At 45.0% G+C, this 18,897-nt stretch carries 14 protein-coding genes; 6 read left to right on the top strand and 8 right to left on the bottom strand.

Going from position 1 to position 18,897, the window contains the following annotated elements:
- The first annotated feature begins 49 nt into the window (after positions 1 to 49).
- Positions 50 to 2,041, top strand: coding sequence for a transketolase (tkt, locus tag L3V30_RS09430; RefSeq protein WP_145472775.1), 1,992 nt, complete (start codon positions 50 to 52; stop codon positions 2,039 to 2,041).
- Between the two features lie 141 nt (positions 2,042 to 2,182).
- Here tkt and L3V30_RS09425 read toward each other — a convergent pair whose 3' ends face one another.
- From L3V30_RS09425 to aroG, 3 genes are all read right to left on the bottom strand, one after another.
- On the bottom strand, positions 2,183 to 3,745 hold the full coding sequence (locus L3V30_RS09425) for a PAS domain-containing methyl-accepting chemotaxis protein (protein ID WP_237308786.1): 1,563 nt from the start codon (positions 3,743 to 3,745) through the stop codon (positions 2,183 to 2,185).
- A gap of 211 nt (positions 3,746 to 3,956) precedes the next feature.
- A complete protein-coding gene (locus L3V30_RS09420; protein WP_237308785.1) occupies positions 3,957 to 5,129 on the bottom strand; it encodes an MFS transporter in 1,173 nt (390 codons plus the stop codon).
- Positions 5,130 to 5,270: 141 nt separating this feature from the next.
- A complete protein-coding gene (gene aroG / locus L3V30_RS09415) occupies positions 5,271 to 6,323 on the bottom strand; it encodes a 3-deoxy-7-phosphoheptulonate synthase AroG (protein WP_005396134.1) in 1,053 nt (350 codons plus the stop codon).
- A gap of 461 nt (positions 6,324 to 6,784) precedes the next feature.
- On the opposite strand from aroG, the gene L3V30_RS09410 reads away from it, so the two are divergent.
- Positions 6,785 to 7,777: an OmpA family protein gene (locus L3V30_RS09410; RefSeq protein ID WP_005396135.1), complete on the top strand. Its 993-nt coding sequence runs from the start codon at positions 6,785 to 6,787 to the stop codon at positions 7,775 to 7,777.
- 84 nt (positions 7,778 to 7,861) lie between these two features.
- On the opposite strand, the gene L3V30_RS09405 is transcribed toward L3V30_RS09410, so the two are convergent.
- On the bottom strand, positions 7,862 to 8,467 hold the full coding sequence (locus L3V30_RS09405) for a beta-phosphoglucomutase family hydrolase (protein ID WP_104972370.1): 606 nt from the start codon (positions 8,465 to 8,467) through the stop codon (positions 7,862 to 7,864).
- Positions 8,468 to 8,543: 76 nt separating this feature from the next.
- On the opposite strand from L3V30_RS09405, the gene arfB reads away from it, so the two are divergent.
- Positions 8,544 to 8,957 carry an alternative ribosome rescue aminoacyl-tRNA hydrolase ArfB gene (gene arfB, locus L3V30_RS09400; RefSeq protein WP_005396137.1) on the top strand — a complete coding sequence of 138 codons (414 nt, stop codon included), beginning with the start codon at positions 8,544 to 8,546 and terminating at the stop codon, positions 8,955 to 8,957.
- A gap of 101 nt (positions 8,958 to 9,058) precedes the next feature.
- On the top strand, positions 9,059 to 10,828 hold the full coding sequence (locus L3V30_RS09395; protein WP_237308784.1) for a methyl-accepting chemotaxis protein: 1,770 nt from the start codon (positions 9,059 to 9,061) through the stop codon (positions 10,826 to 10,828).
- A 91-nt stretch (positions 10,829 to 10,919) separates the two neighbouring features.
- On the opposite strand, the gene vmeZ is transcribed toward L3V30_RS09395, so the two are convergent.
- On the bottom strand, positions 10,920 to 14,072 hold the full coding sequence (gene vmeZ / locus L3V30_RS09390) for a multidrug efflux RND transporter permease subunit VmeZ (protein ID WP_046875892.1): 3,153 nt from the start codon (positions 14,070 to 14,072) through the stop codon (positions 10,920 to 10,922).
- 8 nt (positions 14,073 to 14,080) lie between these two features.
- A complete protein-coding gene (gene vmeY / locus L3V30_RS09385; protein ID WP_134645504.1) occupies positions 14,081 to 15,208 on the bottom strand; it encodes a multidrug efflux RND transporter periplasmic adaptor subunit VmeY in 1,128 nt (375 codons plus the stop codon).
- A 417-nt stretch (positions 15,209 to 15,625) separates the two neighbouring features.
- On the opposite strand from vmeY, the gene L3V30_RS09380 reads away from it, so the two are divergent.
- On the top strand, positions 15,626 to 16,090 hold the full coding sequence (locus tag L3V30_RS09380) for a cytidine/deoxycytidylate deaminase family protein (RefSeq protein ID WP_005373515.1): 465 nt from the start codon (positions 15,626 to 15,628) through the stop codon (positions 16,088 to 16,090).
- An 88-nt stretch (positions 16,091 to 16,178) separates the two neighbouring features.
- Here L3V30_RS09380 and pepT read toward each other — a convergent pair whose 3' ends face one another.
- Both pepT and L3V30_RS09370 read right to left on the bottom strand, forming a co-directional pair.
- The gene (gene pepT, locus L3V30_RS09375) at positions 16,179 to 17,408 is read right to left on the bottom strand and encodes a peptidase T (protein ID WP_237308783.1); all 1,230 of its coding nucleotides are present in this window, start codon (positions 17,406 to 17,408) and stop codon (positions 16,179 to 16,181) included.
- Between the two features lie 170 nt (positions 17,409 to 17,578).
- Positions 17,579 to 18,442: a DUF6279 family lipoprotein gene (locus tag L3V30_RS09370; RefSeq protein ID WP_048624836.1), complete on the bottom strand. Its 864-nt coding sequence runs from the start codon at positions 18,440 to 18,442 to the stop codon at positions 17,579 to 17,581.
- A 261-nt stretch (positions 18,443 to 18,703) separates the two neighbouring features.
- Between L3V30_RS09370 and L3V30_RS09365 the strand changes: the two genes are divergently transcribed.
- Positions 18,704 to 18,877, top strand: a complete 174-nt coding sequence (locus L3V30_RS09365; RefSeq protein ID WP_005373524.1) for a hypothetical protein — start codon at positions 18,704 to 18,706, stop codon at positions 18,875 to 18,877.
- Positions 18,878 to 18,897 lie beyond the last annotated feature (20 nt).

Below are 18,897 nucleotides of genomic sequence, written 5' to 3'. Positions count from 1 at the left end.
TGTTTCGACGAGTTCCCTCTATTTAAACCCTTATCGAGAAGTAATCACTATGGATCGTAAATATCTAGCAAATGCAATCCGTGCGCTAAGCATGGATGGTGTTCAACAAGCTAACTCTGGTCACCCAGGTGCACCTATGGGCATGGCTGATATCGCTGAAGTTCTTTGGCGTTCTCACCTAAACCACAACCCATCAAACCCTGAGTGGGCAGACCGCGACCGTTTCGTACTGTCTAACGGCCACGGCTCAATGCTAATTTACTCTCTACTGCACTTGAGCGGTTACGAGCTATCTATCGATGATCTGAAAAACTTCCGTCAGCTTCACTCTAAGACTCCTGGTCACCCAGAGTACGGCTACGCGCCTGGTATCGAGACCACAACGGGTCCTCTAGGTCAAGGCATCACTAACGCGGTTGGTATGGCTCTAGCTGAGAAAGCGCTAGCAGCACAGTTCAACAAAGAAGGCCACGACATCGTTGACCACTTTACTTACGTGTTCATGGGCGACGGCTGTCTGATGGAAGGTATCTCGCACGAGGCATGCTCTCTAGCAGGTACACTAGGTCTAGGCAAACTGATCGCATTCTGGGATGACAACGGCATCTCAATCGATGGTCACGTTGAAGGTTGGTTCTCTGACGACACGCCTAAGCGTTTTGAAGCGTACGGCTGGCACGTAATCCCAGCAGTAGACGGTCACGATTCTGAAGCGATCAACGCAGCAATCGAAGCGGCGAAAGCGGATCCTCGCCCTACACTTATCTGTACTAAGACAATCATCGGTTTTGGTTCACCAAACAAATCTGGTTCACACGATTGTCACGGTGCGCCACTAGGTGCAGAAGAAATCGCAGCAACACGCAAAGAACTAGGTTGGGAGCACGGTCCTTTTGAAATTCCGCAAGAAGTCTACGCAGAATGGTCAGCGAAAGAAACAGGCGCAGCTAAGGAAGCTGCGTGGAACGAGAAATTTGCAGCTTATGAAGCAGCGTACCCTGAGCTGGCAGCTGAATTTAAACGCCGCGTAAACGGTGAACTTCCTGCACAGTGGGAAGAGAAAGCAAGCCAAATCATTGCCGATCTTCAAGCAAACCCAGCAAACATTGCGTCACGTAAAGCATCTCAAAACGCTCTAGAGGCATTTGGTGCTCTACTACCTGAGTTCATGGGCGGCTCTGCTGACCTAGCGCCGTCTAACCTAACCATGTGGTCTGGTTCTAAGTCTCTAGAAGCAAGTGACTTCTCTGGTAACTACATCCACTACGGTGTACGTGAATTCGGTATGACGGCGATCATGAACGGTATTGCGCTACACGGTGGTTTCGTTCCTTACGGCGCGACATTCCTAATGTTCATGGAATATGCTCGTAACGCAATGCGTATGGCGGCTCTGATGAAGATTCAGAACATCCAAGTGTACACGCACGATTCTATCGGTCTTGGCGAAGATGGCCCAACTCACCAACCGGTTGAGCAAATGGCATCGCTACGTCTAACGCCAAACATGAGCACATGGCGTCCATGTGACCAAGTTGAATCAGCAGTGGCTTGGAAACTAGCGATTGAACGTAAAGATGCACCAACTGCGCTTATCTTCTCTCGTCAGAACCTAGCGCAACAAGAGCGTGATGCGGAGCAATTAGCAAACATCGCGAAAGGTGGTTACATCCTGAAAGATTGCGAAGGCAAGCCAGAGCTAATCCTTATCGCAACAGGTTCTGAAGTTGAACTAGCAGTAGAAGCAGCAGCACAGCTAACTGCTGAAGGTAAGAAAGTACGCGTTGTTTCAATGCCATCAACAGATGCATTTGACAAGCAAGACGCCGCTTACCGTGAAGCCGTTCTACCATCAGACGTAACAGCTCGTATCGCTATCGAAGCAGGTATTGCTGACTTCTGGTACAAGTACGTAGGCTTCGACGGTCGCATCATCGGTATGACTTCATTCGGTGAATCTGCACCTGCTGGTGAACTGTTTAAAATGTTCGGTTTCACTACTGAAAACGTAGTAAATACAGCAAAAGAACTACTAGCGTAATTGCAGTAAAAAGATAATCAGTTTTCTCTATTGCGAATGTGAAAACTGAAAAGCCCCGCCAGCAATGGCGGGGCTTTCTTTTATCTGGCCCCTATTTGTGTAAACACAGCCAGAAAGTGAACACAACGACTTTCGTTACGGCTATTTGTCTTCAAATCGAAGCGCGAGCTGATAGAAATCTTGTACTTGCTCTTTCAACTGACGGCTGTTTTGCTCTACGGAGTGCGTTGCTGCCAAGTTTTGCTCTGCCGTAGAAGCAATAGAGTGAATATGCTGATTTACATCGCTGGATAGCTTCAGCTGGTTATTCGCCGCTTCCGCCACATCGACCATCAACCCACTCATGCTTTGCATCATCTGTTCAACCTCAGACAAACGAAGCGCGCTTTGTTCGGCAACCTGAGAACATGTATCCGTTTGCTCTTTGTTTGCCAGAATGTCTTTTTGCCAACTTTGTATCGTCGCCAACATAGCAGAGATAGACGCTTGGATTTGTTCAGTTGCATTGGATGTGCGACCAGAGAGCGCGCGCACCTCATCGGCAACAACAGCAAAACCACGACCTTGCTCACCCGCCCTCGCCGCTTCAATTGCCGCGTTAAGTGCCAGTAAATTGGTTTGTTCTGCGATCCCACCAATCTCTTCCATCAAATGATTCACTTTCTGCGCCTGATCACTCAGTTGATACGTCGTTTCCGTCGCTTTTTCAGCTTGAAGGCTTAATTGCGCTAGATTGGTGTGCGTTTGATCGATGGTCTCCTTCGCCATCAAGCATGACTTCAATGTATCATCAATTAGCATATGGGCATCATTGGTGCTAGAAGAGACTGAATTCGCCGAAGACTCCACCTCTTGAGTCGCATCACGTACGCGATGAATATCGGTGTTTTGCTGATTTAATGCAGCCGAAACTTCTGCTGTGGTTTGGCTCAATTCTTCAGCACAATGCTGCAACGGCAGTGCGGAGTCAGTCATTCTTCCCAACACGGTTCGAATTCTTGCGGACAGCATTTTGATATGGAAATCGGCAATCGAAAATGCCGTATTACCGGAATAGATCAAGCGACTCACGCTGTCGTATTGCTTTTGTAACTTTTTCAGTTGTTGAGGCGTATCAATTAATTCTTGGCGGAATAACAACGCTAGAACACTCGCAGGTAGTGCACTTGCAAGCCAAGCTAATGGACCTTCAATAGACAATGCATATGCGGCTGCAGGTGCGGTCAATGCGCCAAGTAGAATCGCATAGCGAATGGTTTCATTGATTTTCAACGACCAAGTACGACCTGATTTCTCGGCGGCGCGCATACTCTTGTAGGCTTTCGTGGCTATATCAACCCACTCTCGCTTTGGCTTCACGCGCACAGATTGATAACCAACAACGTGGTTATTTTCATAAATAGGGGTGACATAGGCATCAACCCAATAGTAACCGCCCGACTTAGTGGCATTCTTAACCATGCCGCGCCAGGCTTTGCCTTGCTTAAGACGTGCCCACATATCGCCGAAAGCGGCTTTAGGCATGTCATTGTGGCGAACGATATTGTGGTTCTGGCCGACGAGTTCTTCGTGAGTGTACTCAGCAACACGGCAAAAGGCTTCGTTACAATACGTAATAACACCTTGTAGGTTCGTTGTTGAGACGAGTTCCTCAGACTCCCTCACGAGAGTTTCTTGAGCTTTATGAGAAATATTGACTGACATAGACGAAACTTCTGTAGTTTTTATTGATTTTCGGCAAGATATATACAGGATTTTTATTTTTATTACAAAAAGTTAGACAAAAAGTCTTATCAATTCGACATTTTTAGTGTGGGAATTCACATTATCAATAAAAATATAAAGAAGAAGTTGTGGAGTTGAGCTAATAAGCAAAACCCGACACGTTATGCCGGGCCATGTATAGAAGATCTAATCAAGCAGTTTGGGATTCCGTTTCTTTGTTCGTTTTCAAAGCAAACATCACGATGACGAGTAGCACAAAAGGAAGAACGTACAAATTAAGGTTTTGCCAACCTACGGTGGATTCAAGCCAGCCAGATAGTAATGCAGTGATAGTGACACAACTGAACACGAAGAATTCATTAAATGCCTGAGCCTTGCTCCTGTTTTTCGCTTCATAGCTTTGACTAAATAACCCAGTTGCCGCGATAAACATAAAGTTCCAACCAACGCCTAACAGAACTAAAGCAAAACTAAAGTGCCAAATGGACACTCCGTGCATGTTAATTCCAATGCAAGCAACAAATAGCAATCCACCGGCTAAAATCATATTCTTCGCGCCAAACCGCTCTATCAAGCGTCCCGTGACAAACGCCGGTGCAAACATGCCCAGCACATGCCATTCGATCACTCCTGCCGCTTTGTCAAAATCAAAGCCACAACCAATCATCGCCAGAGGCGTTGCTGTCATTAAAATGTTCATTACCGCATACGCAACCATTGCGGCGATAACCGCTAGCATGAAATTAGGTCGACGGATAATGTCCCCCACTTTATCCGCTTTAGTATGTAGAACTTGCGTGTGTGCTGGTGGAAAACGAATCGTTTGCAGCACGATCAACGCAGTTATATAAAGTCCAATAAGCACGGCAAAAGCACTAATGTACAAACCATCATTTGACCATTGCTGCGAATACACCGCCAAATTAGGGCCAAGTATCGCCGCTAGTACCCCTCCCGCCATAGATATCGAAATCGCCCTGTGTCTTGCCGACTCTTCACACACTTCAATAGCAGCAAATCTGTATAGCGTACCGAAGCCAATACCAACACCGAGCAAAAAGGTAGAAACACAGAATAGATAGAAGTTCTGTTGACTTAACGCATACGTCGCTAGGCTGGCACCCAAAATGCCAATAACATTACCGAGACTAAACCCAAGGCGACGTCCTAACTTGCCCATAATCAGTGATGCTGGGATCGTCGCAGCCATCAGTCCTAAAAATTGCAGCGCAACGGGCAACGTAATAAAACTTGATGACGGCGCAAGTGTTTTGCCAATAAGGGCAATAACAGATATGAGTAAAATATTCCCTGTCATTAATAGGGCTTGGCAAAGGGATAATAGCCATACATTACGATTCAATTCCAAATTCCTTTTGGTTACAGCGCATACAGATAACATATAGGAAAGCAGAAACAATAGAAAGAGATGCGAGTAATTCTCAATAAAAAGAGCCAGAGGCACAATGCCTCTGGCTCTTTAAAAAAGTTCTTTCTGTTGAGCTTATTTATTACGGCGCGCTTTTACTGCATCAGAAAGCTGACGAAGTACGGTTTCCGTATCTTCCCAACCGATACATGCATCGGTAATCGACTGACCATAAGTGGCCGCTTTGCCATCCACTAAGTCTTGGCGACCTTCAACTAAATGAGACTCAATCATCACACCAAAAATTGCTTCTTCGCCACCAGCGATTTGCTCTGATACGTCATCAGATACCAACATTTGACGTTTGAACTGCTTCGAGCTGTTAGCGTGGCTAAAATCAATCATCACTTTTTTCGGTAGCCCTGCGCCGTCTAACTCGTCTTTAATTTGAGCAACATGCGCTGCACTGTAGTTTGGCTCTTTACCACCACGGAGAATGATATGGCAATCAGGATTGCCAGCGGTTTCTACGATCGCAGAATGACCGTATTTTGTTACTGATAAGAAGTGGTGAGAAGCACTTGCAGAACGAATCGCGTCGCTCGCGATCTTAATGTTCCCGTCTGTACCATTTTTAAACCCAACAGGGCAAGAAAGACCAGAAGCAAGCTCACGGTGAACCTGAGATTCTGTCGTACGAGCACCGATAGCCCCCCAACTGATCAGATCCGCCACGTACTGAGGCGTGATCATATCTAGGAACTCACTCGCGGTCGGCAAGCCCATATCGGTAAGATCAAGAAGAAGCTTACGTCCAATACGCAGACCATCATTCAGCTTGTAGGTATCATTTAGGTAAGGGTCGTTGATCAGACCTTTCCATCCTACCGTTGTACGCGGTTTCTCAAAATAAACTCGCATCACAACTTCTAGTTGTTCACCAAGTTCATCACGTAATACTTTTAGCTTTTTACCATATTCAACCGCAGCAGCAGGATCGTGAATGGAACACGGGCCAACAATTACAAGCAATCGGTCATCTTTTCCTTCAAGAATATTGTGAATGGCATTACGGCAATCGAAAGTGGTCGAAGAAGCGGTTTCAGTCGCTGGGAACTTCTCTAATACTGCTACAGGTGGCAATAACTCTTTTACTCTATTTATTCTTACATCATCAGTTTGAAACATTACTTCTACTTCCTGGTTTTTATTTCCGACCCAATTTTTTGCCAACTGAACTCATTGCAACATTGTTCACAAAGCGAGCAGCATCAAGGGCTCTGGTCATTTTCTGTCTAGCGTTTAAGTAACTTATCGGCTTAGGCGTAGACTTGCAATCAGTTTTTGCAAATAAATGCAAATAAAAACCACCTGTTAACCACCACGCACAATGTAAAATAAAGTTTACGAAAAAAAGTTCAAAATAATCATCAATTTTCTTATGACCCTAAAAATCTTTACTACAATGTAAGAAATATCAGAAGTTTGTGAGGTGTTATTGGTTAGTAAATGTTGATCAAGTTCAAAGATATTGTTGCTTGATATGAAATGATTAGAATATTAAACTAATTTCTTATAAACGCTGGTTTTTTCTAATTTTTTGATAAAACGAAGTAGAAGTTAATATGCAATCAATACAAGGAAACATTATGAACAAAGTAGCAATTGCAGTAGCAGCAGTGGTAGCTGGTAGTAGCGCGCTTTTAAACTCTGCTCAAGCTGAAATGTATATCGGGGGCAAAGTAGGCATGACTACACTTGACGATGCTTGCTATCTAAATAGCCCTTGTGATGATGAAGCTTTTGGTGCTGGACTACATATCGGTTATGACTTCACCGATATCATCGGGCTAGAGTATGGTGTCGACTTCTTAGGCGATTACAAAGCTAACTTTAAGTCAGGGGCTAATACAGTTAATACGATCGACGGCAATTTAACGGCTTTAACTCTCGCACCTAAATTCAACTGGCACTTAAACGAATCTTGGAATTTATTCGCTAAGATCGGTGGTGCTTACATGATGTCTGATGACGAAAAAGATTTCGTTCCAACTGGCTCGCTAGGTGCTGAATACACTATCGACAGAAACTGGAGCGTACGCGCAGAATATCAACGCTATCAAGACCTGTCTGATGACGTATGGGACGACATGGACGCTAACTTCTTCGGTATCGGCTTTAACTACAAATTTGCGGCTGCGCCAGTGGTTGCGGCAGTTGTAACAGAAGAAGTGGTTGAGCCAGATCCAGAACCAGTGATGATGAGCAAAGTGCACAAAGAAGAGTACGGTACAGGTACGTTTGAATTCGACAGTGCTAAGCTAACAGACTCTGTTTCGGAGCGTCTAGACAACTTCGTATCATTCTTGAACGAATACCCTCAAGCTCAAGTAGAGATCACTGGCTACACGGATAGCTCTGGTCCTGCGACTTACAACCAAAAACTGTCTGAGCGTCGTGCTCAATCTGTTGCGGATTACCTAACTGCTGCAGGCATTGACTCAGATCGTTTAACTGTGAAAGGCATGGGTGAAGAAAACCCAGTTGCTGACAACAGCACTCGTGAAGGTCGTGAGAAAAACCGTCGCGTAGAGGTTGTGGTTCCTTCGTTTGAATATCAAGAGCTAGTTCAACCTGAATAAACATCTATGATACTTTATCTATGATGTTGTAACAGTTAATGGGGTGCGTTTGCACCCCATTTTGATCTCGCTTTATCGCTCTTTTTACGATGGTTTTGGAAAAAAGATTAACTCGTTATCTTGCACCATAACGCAATCCATACCCGCTGCATGCGCCGCTCGTTTACCTAGCTCGGTATCCTCGAATACAAGACATTGTGACGCTTCCAACCCAAGATGCTCGGCCGCCACCAAAAAGGTATCCGGAAAAGGCTTATGATTCTCTACATCACTTGCTGTTACCACAACATCCAACTTGTCCAATAAACCGGAGTGGCTCAGTAAGCGCATTGCACTTTCTCGTTGACTGCCAGTTCCGACCGCTATTTTCTTGTGGCCTAAATATTCTTCTAACACGATATTAGTGCACGGAATAACGTCCCCGTGCAGCTCCATAGCAGCGAACGTTTCCATTTTAAATGTAGCGACGGTTTTAGGATCTAATGAAAGCTCATGCACACGGTTTAGCTCCTCAACAATTTTAAAGCTCGGCATGCCCCCTAAACTGTGAAACCACTCCTGACAAAACGGAAAATCAAAGCGATCTGCGGTTGCTTGCCAAGCCGCCAAATGGGCTGGCATGGTATCTATTAAAGTACCATCCATATCAAATATGAATCCCTCATAGGGCCTAAAATCAATCGTGCTCATGTCTTTTCTTCTATTTGTACATCTGTGATGTTAATTTATCAGCTCTTTCAATCGTCCTTACCGGCATTTACTTATCATGCTCAAAATTTCGAACTCCGTCACAATTCAAGAGTGGGAAATTCAATTATCCCCAATTAGAGCTCAAGGAAATGGTGGCCAGAACGTTAACAAGGTAGCGTCCGCTATACATTTACGCTTTGATATCCGACATTCCAGCTTACCTGACTTCTACAAAGAACGATTACTTGCTCTTTCTGACAGTCGTATAACTAAAGATGGCGTGATCATCATCAAAGCGCAACAATTTCGCACGCAAGAACAAAATAAGGAAGACGCCCTGAATCGGCTTCAAGCTTTAATTAAAGCTGCCGCCTTACAGGAGAAGAAGCGTATTAAAACGAAACCAACCCGCGCTTCTCAACGCCGAAGACTTGATACCAAGAACAAGCATGGAGCGAAAAAGCAGCAACGTAAGAAAGTGCTGTATTAATGCATGTCGTTTTCTCGACATGTTAGTTGAACAACGTTTGCTAGCCCTTGGGAAATCTCATTGGATTTCTCTTTTTAGTTACTTATTCAGGAAACAACAATATGACTATTAGGCAAAAACTCTACTTCCTCGGAGTTATCGCCATTTTAGGCATCGTGGCCCTTTTGGGTACGTCATCCCATTTCGCCAATAAGAGCAATGAACTTAACCACGCCATCAAACTCGTTGGCGATCTAGAAATACGTTTACTCAACTTACGCAGAAACGAGAAAGATTTCTTACTGCGTAGTAATGACAAATACTTAAACAAATTTGATGCGAATGTTGATAAGTTTCTAAATACCGAAAAAGAGCTTGCGAGCATACTCACGAGCAATGAATTACCTTCCAGTCAACGATTCAAACAAGACCTCCTTGCATACCAAAAGGGCTTTCAGAATCTGGTCAGTGCTTACCAACGCTACGGACTTGATGCAAAGAGTGGCCTTCTTGCTGGTTACGAGCAAGCACTGTTAGAAGCCAAGCAACGCTCCGACCACCAGCAATTGCTGGCGTTGGTTCGTTTTGACTCTGCGGTCAAATCAGGTCAATTCAATAGTGATTTGCTTGTGGGGCTATATGCTCCGGAGCTCATCAAAACAGGTAAGCTAGTAGCGGCACAAAAACAAGTTGTAGGGGTCGCTTACGACCAAGGCCTACTTGGTGAAACTCGCGCATTATCTCATGCCGTAGAAGAGCAATTTGAAACCTTTTCGACAGCCCTTAGCTCTGCTGCTGCAAAGCGTGATGAACAAATGTCGACCATCAAGCAAGTCATTACTGCCCTGATCTTAGGTGTTATTTTCGCATTGATTTGGCAGATCTCTCACTCAATCAATACACGAGTAAACAGCTTGCTTGGTACCATTCGAAGCATTAGCGAAACAAACAACATGGGACTGCGCTCTGACTTGAAAGGCAAAGATGAGCTATTTGATATCAGCCACCACCTGAATGATCTGTTGGATAAGCTTGAGCAGTTAATTAGTGGCACCCAAGAAAAATCGGCGCAGTTAACGGCCAGTACCGATAATATGCATCGTGAGCTAGAAGGGGTTATGGAGCAGTTCCATACTCAAACGGACCACACTGCATCGATGGCTACTGCGGTTCAGCAAATGGTGGCAACGATAGGCGAAATATCGGAAAGCACGTCGGTTGCGGTAGAGGGTGTGCATCAAGCCGCGAATAATGCCGAACAAGGCCGAAGTGTTGTTGAAACTACTGTAACCAACATTGGTCAATTGACCAGTATTTTATCGAACAGTCAGCAGTCGATTGGCTCGTTGAACCAACATGTAGATAAAATTGGTGGTGCGGTGAACATCATCCAAGAAATTGCGGAACAAACTAACTTACTGGCTCTCAATGCAGCAATTGAAGCCGCGCGAGCAGGCGAGCAAGGTCGTGGCTTCGCCGTTGTTGCCGATGAAGTACGTGCCCTAGCTAGCCGAACTCATCAATCTACCGAGGAAATCACGCGAGTTGTTGTTGATATTCAAGCTCAAATGTCGACGGTCGTGGCGGATATTGATCAATGTAACGATCAAGGACAACAAACGCTCAATGCCTCTGAAAAACTGGATTCTAGCCTGCAGCAGATCATCACTGACATGCATGCAATTCAAGGCAATTCGGAGCGCATTGCTTCTGCGATTGAAGAGCAAGGTATCGTGATGAACCAAGTTAGTGGCTCAATCACCGAGCTTAACGCGATATCTGAAAACAACATGCAATCCGCTCAGGAATGCTTGCATGAAGTGAACTCTGTTTCTGCTCAAGCTCATGATATGGACGAAGCCGTTGCACAATTTAAAACCGCGCTAAAATAACCTTCCCTACAAATAAAAAGCCCGAGGCAATCATTGCTTCGGGCTTTTTTTCGACTTTAACTTCGTGCTCTACTGTGCACAGCGGGTGTGATTACTCATCATCAAGAGGAACCAGCTTGGTGTTGCCGCCATGAACTTTCTCACGCTGCCTTTGCACCAGAGCGTAGAAGCCAGGGATCAAGAATGTACCTGCTAGAAGCACACACAATAGACCACCAATCAGCGACACGCCGAGCGAGTTTTGGCTCACGTGCCCTGCACCTGCGGCGAAGATCAGCGGGAAGATACCCAGGATAAACGACCAAGATGTCATATTCACAGCGCGGAAACGTAACGTGCCTCCTTTAACCGCTGCACTATCGATATCAGCATCTTTTTCTTCACGTTCTTGCTTGGCGAACTCCACAATCAAAATTGCGTTTTTCGCCGCCAAGGCTATGAGCAAGACAAGGCCAATTTGCGCATACAAGTTAAGCGGTGTCCCAGTCAGATTCAACGCCAAGAAGGAGCCTAACGTTGCTACTGGCACCACCAAAATGATGGCTAATGGAATACTCCAGCTCTCATATTGTGCCACCATGAACAAGTAAATGAAGATCAAAGCCAGTGCAAACGCATAAATGGCTTGGTTACCCGCAAGTACTTCCTGATAAGCCATGCCTGTCCATTCGTACGTGTAGCCCTGCGGAAGAACCTCTGCAGCAACGCGTTCCATTGCGGCAATCGCATCACCACTAGAGTAGCCCGGAGCTGGTTGGCCTTGAATGATAGCACTGCGGTACATGTTGTAACGCCATGCCACATCAGGCTCAAACACTTGCTCGTAGCTCACTAGCGTACTTAGCGGAACCATATCACCGTTCGAAGAACGAACATGGAAACGCTCTAGATCTTCCATGCTGCTACGGTGCTGGCTATCAGCTTGCATGGTTACGCGGAAGTTCTTACCAAACATGGTGAAGTCATTCACATAAAGCGAACCTAAGTTGCCTTGCAAGGTTTGGAAAATAGACGACAGTGAAATACCCAACTGCTGTGCTTTCTCACGGTCGATATCAACGTAGTAGTGAGGGACATTCGCGCGGAACGTACTAAACGTGTAGGCAATTTCAGGGGCTTGGTTGGCCGCTTGGATCATTTCTCCCATGACCATCGACAAATCGGTACGGCTTCGCCCTAGCGTATCTTCAAGCACAAACTCAAAACCAGACGCTGCCCCCATACCAGGAACCGCTGGTGGCCCCATCGCAAACACAACCGCTTGAGGCAACTCTGTTGCAGCACGACCGTTAATACGCGCCGCGATGGCATTGGCAGAGTGCTCCCCTTGCAACGAGTTACGAGTATCCCAGTCATGCAGTTTGATAAACACAGATGCACCGTTTGATGCTGCTGCGCCTGTCATAAACGAGTAACCGTTCGCAACCGTCACGCCATCCACACCAGGTTCTTCACCAATCATGTTCATTAAATCATTGGTGACTTCTTCAGTACGAGATAAAGAAGCTGAATCTGGTAGCTGAACGTTAACCAGCAAAATGCCTTTATCTTCTTGAGGAACAAACGCTGTTGAGGTGGTTTTCGCAAAGAAAGTGACCGCCGCGATAGCGACTATAAAGAACGTCACGAGTAGCAAAGATTTCTTCACCAAGAAACCAGCGACCTGACCATAACGCGTTGTGATACGCTCTAAGCCTCGGTTGAAAGCCTGGAACCAGTTAGCCGTGTTGCCCCCACCCTGCTTCAATACCAAAGAACAAAGTGCTGGAGAGAGCGTCAATGCGTTAATGGATGAGATCACAACCGAAATACAGATGGTCAAAGCGAACTGGCGATACATGATTCCAGTGATACCCGGCAGCATCGCGACTGGTATGAATACCGCAAGTAGAACCAAGGTCGACGTGATGATTGGGCCCGTTACTTCTTTCATCGCTAGCAATGTCGCTTTACGCGGTGAAATGGTTGGGTCTTTCGCCATGGTGGTATCGACGTTTTCGATAACCAGAATCGCATCGTCCACCACGATACCAATCGCGAGGATCAAGCCAAACAAAGTGACCGTATTGATGGTGAAGCCCGTCGCCTGCATGATGGCAAACGTACCAATCAGAGAAACGGGGATCGCAACAACAGGAATCAACGTTGCGCGCGCGCTACCCAAAAACAAGTAAGTTACAGCAATCACCAATAGAATCGCTTCAATCAGTGTTTTGACTACCCCTTTGATCGATTCAGATACAAACACGGTTGTATCGTAGCTGGTCTCATACGCCATGCCCTCAGGGAAGTTTTTACTCAAGTCCTCAAGCAGCTCCATGACGGCCTGACCACTTTCTAACGCGTTCGCATCTGATTGAAGAGACAATGCAACAATTGACGCGTCCTGACCACGGAATTTACCGTTACCATCGTAGAACTTTTTGCCTAGTTCAACGCGAGCAACATCTTTCAGATAAACCGTGGAACCATTGGGATTAGCTCGAAGGACAACGTTCTCAAACTCGCTCACGCTTTCCAAGCGACCTTTGGTCACAAGGTTAAACTGAACTTCTTGCGGATTGTTGTATGGTGCTGCACCAACACGCCCTGCCGCAACTTGAACGTTTTGTTCAGCCAAAGCGGCGTATACGTCTGACGTGGTTAGCTTAAGGTTGGCCATTTTTTCCGGATCTAACCAAACACGCATTGCGTATTCGCCACCACCAATCACGTTAACTTCACTAATGCCTTTCGCACGAGCCAGCTGATCTTTTACATTCAAGTTAATGTAGTTAATCAAGAACTGATCGTCATATTTACCATCAGGTGAATAGAAGTTAAGGACCATCAGCAAGTCAGGTGAGCGTTTTTTCACCGTCACACCAACCATGCGCACTTCTTGAGGCAGTTTTGACTCGATCTGTGACACACGGTTTTGCACGTTTACTTGCGCCATGTCTGGATCGGTCCCAACATCGAACGTGACATTTAGGCTGTATGAGCCATCGTTCGCGCTCTTTGAAGACATGTAGATCATGTCCTCAACGCCATTGACCGACGTCTCTATGGGGTCCGCAATGGCCTGCTCGACAACTTCCGCACTCGCACCGGTGTAGTATGCCGAAACACTGACTGATGGCGGACTTATCTGTGGGTACTCCGCCACTGGCAAAATCGCCAGTGAGATCGCGCCTGCTAGCGTTAATATGATCGAAATAACCAGCGCGAATTTAGGTCTCTGAATAAAGAAACGACTTAACATAGTGCCCCCTACTGCTTATCTTCAGCAGGTGTTTGAATGCGCACTTCTACACCATTACGCACACGCTGTAGGCCCTGTGTAATAACCGTATCTTCCTGATCGAGGCCTTCTCGAATGATAATGCCTTGTTCAACCTGAGGTCCAAGCTCGACGTTACGACGCTCTGCCACACTTCCCTCAGCCATCACCATCACAAAGTCACCTTCTAAGTCAGTCTGTACGGCACGTCGTGGGATAACAATAACGTCTTTCGTGTTCTTATCTCTCAAGTTCACTTTGATGTGCTGACCCGGAAGTAACTTCTGCTCTGGGTTTGGCACTAGCGCACGCATTGCAATCGTACCAGTTTTGGTATCAATACGATTACCTAAGAAATCGAGCTTACCGAGATGCTCAAAAAACTGGCCATTTTCCAGCTCAAGCTGAACTTCAACTCTGTTTGATTCTGCTGAGCCGTCGCCTTTGACTTGATCCATCCCCATGGCTAAACGCTCACGCTCACTCACACTAAATGAAGTATGCACTGGATCTAAGCTCACCAATGTCGTCAGCACGCCAGATGAAGGAGAAACAAGATCACCAGTACTCACTTTGGTATCGCTAATACGACCGCTGAACGGAGCCCGGATTTGAGTATAAGAAAGGTTAACTTCAGCAAGCTTAAGCTGAGCATTTGCTGCTTCTAGCTCGGCTTTCGCACCAAGAAGTGCCGCAGTTAAGGCGTCAAACTCAGATTGGGAGATACTACCGCGAGGCAACAAGTTTTTACCTCGGGTATGGTCTAGTTCCGCTTTTTTTAGCGCGGCTTTTGCTTGTGCAAGTGCCGCTTTAGCGCTCGCGACTTGTGCTTCAAAAGAAGATGGCTCGATAGAATAAAGAAGCTGTCCTTTTTCTACCATTTGCCCCTCTTCAAAGTGACGAGCTTTTAAATAGCCAGAAATCTGCGCGGTAATATTGGTATCTTCTACTGCTTCAATGCGACCGATATAAGACTTGCTCGGTTGGTAGTCGATAACCGTGACATCCTGAGTCACTACGAGAGGCGCTTGGCCTTCCCTTTGGGCATTATTAGCTTCCCCGCATCCAGCGAGGATTGCTGTAGCCGCCATTAGTGCGACAAGTGGTTTCTTTTGCATGTATTTACCGTCTTTATAGAACAGGATATTGTTGAATTCCCATCAACCTTACTCCTTGCTGCAACTGAAAACTTCACTCAAAAGCCCCCAAAATGTTTCTAAATGTAAACATGAGAAACAAAAAGAAAATAAAGTAATTTAGTTAACAGTGATATTTAATGAACAATATACAAGCAGATCAATCATAACTATTTTATATACACTCTCAGGCATCGTGCATTTAGAGGCGCTAGGAAACGCGAATTAAGATATCGTATAAAGACGGAAAGTGAGATTCGGTGCTCAAGATAAGAACGTTTTATGGTTAAAAATACAAAAAATGACGCCTTCATACTCAAGACCCCGATTTTGACTATTTTTTTAATATAAATGGGTTATCATTCAATTAATTCAACGCCTTCGACAGAGAGGATGACTATGATTTCTAAATGGGCAAAACGCTTTTACCAGATGGCAGAACTAGTGGCGTCTTGGAGTAAGGACCCATCAACACAAGTCGGTGCAGTTATCACTAAACAGAATCGCATTGTATCTGTTGGATTTAATGGCTACCCGCACGGTGTTTCTGACAGTGTCGATACCGATGAACGCGAGTTGAAATATCTAAAAACACTGCATGCAGAAGAGAACGCAATTTTGTTCTCAAAACGTGATTTAGACGGATGTGATATTTGGGTGACGCATTTTCCATGTCCTAATTGCGCGGCAAAGATCATTCAAACAGGGATCTCACACGTGCACTGCCCTGAGCAATCTGAAGACTTTCTATCTCGCTGGGGAGATAAAATCCAAGTCAGCCAAGACATGTTCGATCAAGCGGGTGTGAAAGTCGACTGGCTACCACTAGAAGACATTGAAATTGAAGACAAAGACGTACGTTAATGTTTCGTTTTTGAATTTAAAAATAGCCCAGATGACTCTGGGCTATTTTTTCCCCATTCAATCGACAAGAACCGCTCGACCTGGTCTGTTAACCGTGTTTTTTCGCGGTGATTTCAGCAATTTTGACGATGACAAGCACTGACTTCTCCATCATTTCAACCGAAATAAACTCATGAATCCCATGGAAGTTAAAACCACCAGTGAAGATATTCGGGCACGGCAACCCCATAAAAGATAAACGAGCGCCATCTGTACCACCACGAATAGGTTTTATAATCGGCTCCACATCACACGCTTCCATCGCTTGCTTCGCTAGCTCAATGATATGCGGGTAAGGCTCAACCATTTCTCTCATATTGTAATAGCTGTCTGTTATTTTCAGTTCTACAGAACCATGGCGTAAGCCCGCGTTCATGTCATCAACGAGTTTCTGCATAAAGGCTTTTCGCTCTTCAAGGCCCTGACGATCAAAGTCTCGGATAATGTAACCAAGTTCGCTTCGCGCCACGCCCATTTCTGCCGATTTTAAATGGAAGAACCCTTCGTAGCCTTCGGTTGTTTCCGGAGTTTGATCTTGAGGCATTTGAACCTGAAATTTCGCAGCCAAGTTCATCGCATTAACCATTTTACCTTTTGCAGTACCAGGGTGAACGCTGACACCATGAAAAATCACATCGGCGTTTGCCGCATTAAAATTTTCGTATTCCAGCTCACCTTGCGGGCCACCATCAATAGTGTATGCCCATTTCGCGCCAAACTTTTCAACATCAAATAAATCTGCGCCCCGGCCAATCTCTTCATCTGGTGTAAAGCCGATACAAATGTCGCCGTGTGGAATGTCTGGATTTTCTAGTAACAGCGCGACTGCAGAGAGAATCTCAGCAATACCAGCTTTGTTATCCGCGCCAAGTAATGTAGTGCCATCGGTAGTGATAAGATTGTGGCCATGTAGATGATGTAAATCTGGGTATTGCACCGGAGATAACACTTCATCCCCCAACCCTAGCGCAATATCGCCGCCTTGGTAATCTTCAATAAATTGCGGTTTTACGTTTTTTCCTGAGGCGTCAGGCGCGGTATCCATATGGGCAATAAAGCCTATAGGCGGCACCTCATAATCAACGTTAGCTGGCAGTCTAGCCATCAAGTAGCCATTTTTATCTAATGTCACATCACTTAAGCCAAGTTCGATCATCTCTTTCTTAAGCGACTCAGCAAACACAAGCTGACCAGGCGAGCTTGGGCAAAGCGTAACATGTGGATTTGATTGGGTATCGAACGTGACGTAGCGAAGAAATCTTTCAACTAAATGTTTCATATTTATTCTCATTGTTTTTATACGATGAGGCTTTATCAACCATCAGTAAGCTGACCTTACCTCATCAAACCTCAAGCTATGTTACGCTTTTAGCTCAATAAGAATTTGCTTTGAATCATTTTTTCATAAGAAAGGCTAATGCACATCCCCTCGTCAATTGAAGCATGAATCTAATCTAATAATTCCTCAGCTAGTACTCGCCACTCTTTTACCTTACCGCGAAAATGACGCCATTGTTTATCGGTCATAGATTGAGAAATATCTAATGTCAGTTGATCGACCAGCACAAAGTTAGAATCAATATTTTTAGAAAGCTGCTCACTGTAATAGCTCTCTGGCTCGAACAACAGGCGCATAAATATATCCTGATAAGTGACAGCATTGGACTTGTTGTCGAACAGATATTCGAGCTCTTGATATATCGTTGCTCGATAACCTCTCCATAAAGGACTGTTAAGAGTGACTTGTTGAGAAAACGTTTGAGCTAATTGGCGCTGACTTTCTGATAGGCTTCCCAACCACTCTTCCATCCATTCTTCTGTGTTATCTAGAATAATTTCACGTATTTCATCTTCCGTTTTATCCGCATATTTTGCGTTTCGCTCTTGATAATGCTCTTGTACATTACTCAGAAATTCCCGTTCTTGATCTTTCGTTAACTGTAAACTCAAAGCAAAAAGGTCTGGTGCCGCTTTGCTTACCACTCTATCGTAATGCGCTCGCATTCTATCTCGATTTTCCTGCAAATAATTTAGGGTGATATCGCTCGCTTTTAATCTCTCAAGCTCTTTTAAATGATCGATATATAACGGTAACTCTTCTTTCTTATGCCATTCTGCTAACAATAATAAGCGTTCTTCGACCAAGACTTCTTGTTCACCTTGCAGAGAAACATAATCCTCTATGTAATCGATAACGAACCAATCGATATTGCTGTATAGAAACTTCTTCGTACATCCGGCAAGAAGAAATACGAAACAAAATAGAAGGCCATAACCAAGCACCTTATTAGATACACCCTGTAATTTAGTCACTTATTCGTATTCCCTTTTCTATTGATTAAGTTCTATACTCAACTTGTATCACTTAATATTGCGGCAAACTTACACCAGTGTGACAAATATTGATTGCCACCTTAATAATATATAGAGTTTGAAATTAACTTTTTGATCACAACTATCCGCAAAAAAGTGAGTTAGAGCGCAATTATCGGCTAAAAAACACACCGAACGACGCTCCCTATAACGGCATATAATTTGCATGGATGTTTTTTGGATGGTTTATGGAGGCGAAGTATGGCAGCCGCTGAGCAACTTGATACCAGTGTAGAATATGAGATTCGATATTTTGAACAGGGGAAAATGCACTGCATGAGAGTCATTGCTGAAAGCAAAAAAGTGGCTTATCAGTACTATTTAGAGTGCGGTAAGCACAACAGTGACTTGTACTCTATTCGCCCAGACAAATAAAAAAACCGCCTTAAAGGCGG

Origin of the sequence: Vibrio sp. A1-1 (assembly GCF_021728175.1) — a bacterium.
In the GTDB taxonomy this organism is placed as follows: Bacteria; Pseudomonadota; Gammaproteobacteria; order Enterobacterales; family Vibrionaceae; genus Vibrio; species Vibrio diabolicus.
Note: the sequence above shows the minus strand (reverse complement) of the source record. Positions and strands in the feature narration are given on the sequence as shown.

Bases quoted from the DNA above. Each gene is read 5' to 3' on its own strand.
- tkt (WP_145472775.1), top strand. From the start codon at position 50: ATGGATCGTAAATATCTAGCAAATGCAATCCGTGCGCTAAGCATGGAT.
- L3V30_RS09425 (WP_237308786.1), bottom strand. From the start codon at position 3,745: ATGTCAGTCAATATTTCTCATAAAGCTCAAGAAACTCTCGTGAGGGAG.
- aroG (WP_005396134.1), bottom strand. From the start codon at position 6,323: ATGTTTCAAACTGATGATGTAAGAATAAATAGAGTAAAAGAGTTATTG.
- L3V30_RS09410 (WP_005396135.1), top strand. From the start codon at position 6,785: ATGAACAAAGTAGCAATTGCAGTAGCAGCAGTGGTAGCTGGTAGTAGC.
- L3V30_RS09405 (WP_104972370.1), bottom strand. From the start codon at position 8,467: ATGAGCACGATTGATTTTAGGCCCTATGAGGGATTCATATTTGATATG.
- arfB (WP_005396137.1), top strand. From the start codon at position 8,544: ATGCTCAAAATTTCGAACTCCGTCACAATTCAAGAGTGGGAAATTCAA.
- L3V30_RS09395 (WP_237308784.1), top strand. From the start codon at position 9,059: ATGACTATTAGGCAAAAACTCTACTTCCTCGGAGTTATCGCCATTTTA.
- vmeZ (WP_046875892.1), bottom strand. From the start codon at position 14,072: ATGTTAAGTCGTTTCTTTATTCAGAGACCTAAATTCGCGCTGGTTATT.
- vmeY (WP_134645504.1), bottom strand. From the start codon at position 15,208: ATGCAAAAGAAACCACTTGTCGCACTAATGGCGGCTACAGCAATCCTC.
- L3V30_RS09380 (WP_005373515.1), top strand. From the start codon at position 15,626: ATGATTTCTAAATGGGCAAAACGCTTTTACCAGATGGCAGAACTAGTG.
- pepT (WP_237308783.1), bottom strand. From the start codon at position 17,408: ATGAAACATTTAGTTGAAAGATTTCTTCGCTACGTCACGTTCGATACC.
- L3V30_RS09365 (WP_005373524.1), top strand. From the start codon at position 18,704: ATGGCAGCCGCTGAGCAACTTGATACCAGTGTAGAATATGAGATTCGA.